The organism is Spongiibacter sp. (genome assembly GCF_984394615.1).
This window is the reverse complement of record NZ_CFHTQA010000075.1, coordinates 1-6034: the sequence shown is the minus strand read 5'-3', so window position 1 is coordinate 6034 and position 6034 is coordinate 1. Positions and strand designations below refer to the sequence as shown.

The 6034-nt window shown below is 57.9% G+C and carries 6 protein-coding genes; 1 reads left to right on the top strand and 5 read right to left on the bottom strand.

The genetic code is table 11. The features are described from left to right. Nucleotides 1-111: 111 nt before the first annotated feature. The 5 genes from pbpG to AC5DB9_RS16360 form a co-directional block, all read right to left on the bottom strand. Nucleotides 112-1017, bottom strand: a complete 906-nt coding sequence (gene pbpG, locus AC5DB9_RS16380) for a D-alanyl-D-alanine endopeptidase (protein ID WP_022959956.1) — start codon at nucleotides 1015-1017, stop codon at nucleotides 112-114. A gap of 133 nt (nucleotides 1018-1150) precedes the next feature. Beyond that, nucleotides 1151-1552, bottom strand: a complete 402-nt coding sequence (locus AC5DB9_RS16375) for a hypothetical protein (RefSeq protein ID WP_272990017.1) — start codon at nucleotides 1550-1552, stop codon at nucleotides 1151-1153. 4 nt (nucleotides 1553-1556) lie between these two features. After that, nucleotides 1557-2024: a ribosomal protein S18-alanine N-acetyltransferase gene (gene rimI / locus AC5DB9_RS16370; protein ID WP_272990020.1), complete on the bottom strand. Its 468-nt coding sequence runs from the start codon at nucleotides 2022-2024 to the stop codon at nucleotides 1557-1559. Then, nucleotides 2017-2751 (bottom strand): hypothetical protein, encoded by a 735-nt coding sequence (locus AC5DB9_RS16365; protein ID WP_272990023.1) that lies wholly within the window; start codon nucleotides 2749-2751, stop codon nucleotides 2017-2019. Before AC5DB9_RS16365 ends, rimI begins: the two co-directional genes overlap by 8 nt. Next, nucleotides 2752-4299: a 2-isopropylmalate synthase gene (locus tag AC5DB9_RS16360; RefSeq protein WP_028968474.1), complete on the bottom strand. Its 1548-nt coding sequence runs from the start codon at nucleotides 4297-4299 to the stop codon at nucleotides 2752-2754. It lies immediately after the preceding gene. A 235-nt stretch (nucleotides 4300-4534) separates the two neighbouring features. Here AC5DB9_RS16360 and AC5DB9_RS16355 point away from each other — a divergent pair. After that, on the top strand, nucleotides 4535-6034 hold a 1500-nt coding region (locus AC5DB9_RS16355; protein WP_491732102.1), incomplete at its 3' end, for a succinylglutamate desuccinylase/aspartoacylase family protein.

The window sequence follows — 6034 nt, the reverse complement described above, 5'->3', positions numbered from 1 at the left end:
GTAGTGGTATCCATAAATAGGCCTCATGGGTGTAAACCTATTTCAGGACGGGACAATGGACATAAAAAAAGCGGCGATAACGCCGCTTTTTTTATGGGTGATGAATGCCTATCAATTCAGGCGCGCGGTGCTCTGCAAGGCCATGTAACCCGACAATTTGTTACGCTGGTACTCCATTGCCGATGAGGCAACACGACCAACCTTACCGTCTTCCAGCCAGCGTTTAATCCGTCCCGCATCACCAATGGGGCTGCTCTTGCCGAAGGAATCCAGCATTACCAGCACAACGGGGCGACCGTCGACATCGGTCTGCATCACCAGACAACGCCCGGCAAGATCAAGGTAACCCGTCTTGCTCAACGCGGCTTCCCAACGCTCATAACGAAGCAGCGGATTGGTATTCACATAGGCAAGCTTATAACGGGGTCGGCTGAAATTCGCCGTGTGCACGGCCGTGGTCGAGTAGGTTTTAATCTCGGGGTAACGGGCAGCCGCAGCGACCAGCTTCGCCAAATCGCGGGCGGTCGACACATTTTTCGGCGACAGGCCGCTGCTGTCGACAAAATGACTGTTGCTCATTCCAAGCGCGGCAGCCTTGGCATTCATCGCCGCGACAAAGCGCTTGGCGCCACCCGGATAGTTATTGGCCAGGGCGGCCGCCGCCAGGTTCTCAGAGGACATCAGTGCCAGTTGCAGCACTTCACCGCGAGGCAGCTCTGACCCTACCCGGATACGTGAAAAATAATGGTTGATGGCATCTCGATCCTTTTCCGTAAAGCGGATTTTCTCACGCAGTGACTGCCCGCCATCCAACACGACCATCGCCGTCATCACCTTAGTGATAGAAGCAATGGGCATGCGCAGATTGGCATGTTTCTCGAACAGTAACTCACCGGATTCGGCATCCATCGCCAAGGCACTGACGGAGGCTAATTTGAGTTGTTCATTGAGGCTGTCTGCCCAGCTAACGGAGATACCGCAGCACAGCAACACAAAAACAGAGACCAAGCGCTTCATTACGACCACGACCTAACGATTTTATTTAGACTTGACGTTAGCACAGCTGAATACGTTCTCACTGTGCGCGAATTCGCCTTTCATAACACGAACACAAAGGCACATCAATGGATCAGAGATATTTAGCTGCGTATTACTCTGCCTTGCTACGGAGGCTGTCGAGGATTTCGTCGACCGCACTGCGGTCCATTTCCCGGTCTTCTTCCGCACAGGAATAGGTAATCAGCAGGAGATGATCAGAGCCGAGAAGGTACCACTCGCGAATATAATCCCCCTCTTCCTCAGTTTCGAATTCCCATCCCTGCCAGCCTTCGCCAAGCTCGCAACGGCGCCCATCTTCCAGACGCTGCCCCACTTCCGCAATGAGGTTTTCCAGCGCCTTTCGGTCGGGTTTACCGCCGTCACTTTCCAGATTAGTCAGGCAGATACAGCCCAATTGGTCTTCGTCGTAAATCAGGATGCTTTCGTCTTCCTGCTCCGTCTGCCATTGCTCCGGCAAGGCGATAAACCAGAAGTCGCTTTCTATTTCCTGCATGATGTTATTCCGTTGTTAAAGGCAAGTCCGCCGACATCAATACCGCATCTTCGCGGCCATCGCCCAGCGGATAGTAATTCTTGCGAATACCGTCTTCCACAAAACCCAGTCGCTGATAGAGTGCGCGCGCAGAGGCATTGCCACGACGCACCTCTAACAGACAGCGTTGAGCGCCAATCTGTTGCATCCAGTTCAGCCCTTCCGACAGCAGGTGCCGCCCCAGCCCCTTTCCCCTCAAGTCCTGGCCGACCACGATATTCAGCAGGCTGGCCTCGTCCATCACGAGCGAAAAAGCGGCGACGGCCAGCAGGCATCGATCGTCGAACAGACCAAAACAGAACTCATCGCGCAGACTGCGCCGCCAAGTATCGTCTCGCCACGGGTGGGGGTCGCTGTTCCGGCTCAGTGCCAGACAGGGCTCAATATCATTGTGATCCAGCGCCGCGAAGCGCAGCATGTCCTGCTCAGCCACCGACGTGAATCGCTCGCAACTCAGCCCACAACGCGGCCTTGTGATCGGCATTGCCGAGCATCTGTTCAACCTCAACAGTGCGCAGCAAGCGGGCATTGTGTGCGGAGAGGTAGTCGTCGCTGATGAAGTTCTGCAAGCTGTCGCCAAACAGCAGCACGAGGTGAATCGCCGCATCGGCCTCGGTCGACAACAGGCGGGCACTCAATGCGTCCCGGGCCTCTTCCGCCCCCTGAGAAATACCGGGCACCTTGACCAGTGGCCATTCAAAATTGCTGGCGGAAAACGCAAGTTGCTCCGCACGCTGCCAATGCGCCGCCACGGCTCGAGCGATGTTGGCCATCAATTTTCTCGCCTCAGGCGTCAGCGGTCCCTTACTGACATCAGCCACCATCCGCAGGCCGATACCGGTATCGATCAACGACGCGTGAAAACGCAGGGCTTCCGTGTGACGTTCAACGCGAGGTGTTTCCGGCTTTTCACGCGGCGCCTGTGTTGCCACCGGTTCCGTTAATGCACCCAGCGCCTGTCGGGCGGCATTGCCGGATTCGGCAACGGGCTGTTGCGCAGGCAGCGTCTTTTCCAGAGATGGCTGAGGAGCAGGCGAATTGACGTCAGGCTGATCAATCTCAACCGCCGGGCTGGGCGCCGCCCCCGGCAGAATAAAGCGAGGGACATACAGCGGCAGGCCCATCGCCCTGAGGTAAGACTGGCGCAGCGCAGCGCTCACTTACACGCCCTCACGCTGAGGATGAGCTCGCTGTTCATCCAGCTCCAACAGATTCAGAGCATCGAGGTAGGCCTTCACTGAGGCGACAATAATATCGGTGTCGGCACCATTGCCGTTGACGATGCGCCCATTGCGTTCCAACCGCACCTGAACCTCGCCCTGAGAGTCTGTACCACTGGTGATCGCATTCACCGAATACAACTCCAGTTTGGCGCCACTGTTCACTGCGGACTCCACCGCCTTGAACGCGGCATCAACAGGCCCGTCACCCTCGGCACTGACCTGCTGCGCCGCGCCGTCGATCGTCAGCACAATTTCCGAACGCGGCTTGCTGCCACTGCGCGATACCGCCTCCAGCGACTGCAGCTGGTATCGCTGCGGCTTATCGCTGGGCTGCACATCGCTCATCAATGCCTGTAGATCTTCATCGAAGATCTCGTGCTTTTTATCAGCCAGCTCTTTGAAACGCGTAAACGCCAGGTCCAGTGCGCCCTGATGGGCAATTTCAATACCGAGTTCTTCAAGCCGCGCTTTGAACGCCGCGCGTCCCGAGTGCTTGCCCAGCACCAACTTGTTGTTGTGCCAGCCGACATCCTGAGCTCGCATGATTTCGTAGGTTTCGCGGTGCTTCAGTACCCCGTCCTGATGGATCCCCGATTCATGGGCAAAGGCGTTCGCCCCCACGATGGCCTTGTTGGGTTGCACCGGGAAGCCGGTGATAGACGACACCAGGCGTGAGGTCGGCACGATCTGCGTGGTATCCAGCGCGACATCCACCGGAAAGACATCCTTGCGAGTGCGTACAGCCATCGCGATTTCTTCCAGCGAGGCATTGCCCGCCCGCTCGCCCAAACCGTTGATGGTGCACTCCACCTGCCGGGCACCATTGAGTACCGCCGACAGCGAGTTAGCCACGGCCAGACCGAGGTCGTTGTGGCAATGCACCGAGAACACCGCTTTATCCGCGTTGGGAATATTCTCGATCAGACGGCGGATCATTGCCCCGTACTCGCCGGGCTCACCGTAGCCGACAGTATCAGGCAAGTTAATAGTTGAAGCGCCCGCGTCGATGACCTGCTCGATAATCCGGCACAGGAAATCAAACTCCGAGCGCGACGCATCCTCGCAGGAGAACTCCACATCATCGATTAAATTGCGGGCGTGTTTAACGGCCGCCACCGCGCGTTCAACGACGGCATCGGGCTGCATACGCAGCTTGTATTCCATATGAATCGGTGACGTGGCGATAAAGGTATGAATACGTCCACGGCGGGCGGGCTTCAATGCTTCAGCCGCGCGGTCAATATCCTGTGCGCCGGCGCGCGACAAGCTACACACCGTACTTTCACTCACCGCCTCAGCCACGGCGCGCACCGACTCAAAGTCGCCGACGCTGGCAATCGCAAAACCGGCCTCGATAACATCGACGCCCATTTTCTCCAGCATCTTGGCTATGCGGACCTTCTCATCCCGCGTCATCGACGCACCCGGGCTCTGCTCTCCATCGCGCAGGGTCGTATCAAAAATTATCAGGCGATCTTTGCTCACTCTGGCTTCTCCGCTGCCACTCACCACATTGCCCACCATTATAGCGATTAGTGCGCGCTACCGCGCCCCCAAGTCGCAAGGGAAGAAGCAAGGTATTAATTCCCTGCACCATGCTTACATCGGAACTTATATCACCGTTTCCGTCAAAGCAGGGAAGCCGTAACATCACGAGAAACTTGACCGAATACGCCGGTATTGGCTAAGTAACAGCCAGAACCCAAAGGAGTTTTCTTACATGCGCCGACCTTTTCGCGCCTTGTTCACCCTGCTACTGGGCAGCATCATCGCCGCTGCCAATATGGCTCACGCCGACGAACAGATTGTGAATTCACTTAGTGAATCCCAGCACAGCAACGGCCTGAAAACCCCGACGCGGCGCTCGGTTCCCACACTGATCAGCGCTGTAGAACAGGATGAAAACAGCGACGCGGAAAGCCTCGGTGCCGCATTGAGCATATTGGGCCACGATGTCCCACCCGGAAGTTTCCAGCGCCTGTACTGGACAGCGGGGCAAGCAGTTGCCGGGCTCTCGATGCCAACACCTGTGCTGGTCGCAGCAGGCACACAGCCGGGGCCGACCCTCTGTCTGACCGCCGCTGTGCACGGCGACGAACTCAATGGCGTGGAAACCATCCGCCGCGTCATGTTCAGTCTGGAGAGCGACCGACTCAAAGGCGTGGTTATCGGTGTCCCGATCGTCAATATGCACGGCTTTTTACGCAACTCCCGCTATCTGCCAGACCGCCGTGACCTCAACCGCTTTTTCCCGGGCGATGAACAGGGCAGCTCCGCCGCGCGCATTGCCCACAGCCTGTTCAATGAAATTATCATGCACTGTGATCGCCTGATCGACATTCACACGGGCTCCTTCCACCGTACCAACCTCACTCAACTGCGCAGTGATCTCGGCAAAGAAAGCGTGATGCAATTCAGTAAAATGTTTCACGATGTCACGGTACTCGATGGCGCGGGCACCAGCGGCACCTTGCGTCGCGCCGCAGTCGAAGCCGGCATCCCCGCAGTCACCCTGGAAGCGGGAGAACCCCTCCGTCTGCAATTGAAGGAAGTGGAGCAGAGCGTCAACGGCGTTCGCGCCGTAATGCATCATCTGGACATGATCCACGACAAGCCGGTGCGCGCACCCAAGCAAACCGTGTTCTACAAATCTCTGTGGCTGCGCGCCGATCAAAGTGGCGTGCTGCTCTCTGAAGTCAAACTCGGCCAGAAAGTGAAAACCGGCGATATTCTAGGCACCGTGACCGACCCGATCACCAATCGCAGCAGCGTTATTCGCAGCAGCGTTGATGGCCAGGTGATCGGCATGGCGGTCAACCAGATGGTGATGCCCGGCTTTGCCGGCTACCACGTAGGTATTACGACGGACGAAAAACAGATGGCGGCCGAGAAAGTGGCCGACTCGGTAGTCGCCGAGGCACTGGAGCCCGTCGCGGAAAATATGAAGGAAGCCGCCCGTGAAGCCGCCCAGTCTGCCGCACAGCAGAGCGACGACCCGAATGCGGTCAGCGCCGCTGCTCGCGAGGCCGTGAAAGAAGCAGCTCGAGAAGCGCCCCGCCTGCTTGAGGAAGCGGAAACACAAACCAAGCCCGAGCCCAAACCCGCCAAGAGCAACCGGGCCGGGAAGGAGCAGCCCGGCGCTTCGCGAGTTGAGCCCGAGACGCCTCCCACTGAGGGGCGGGGCACCCCTGAGGCTGCGCCGGTGAAACCGGCGGAGCCG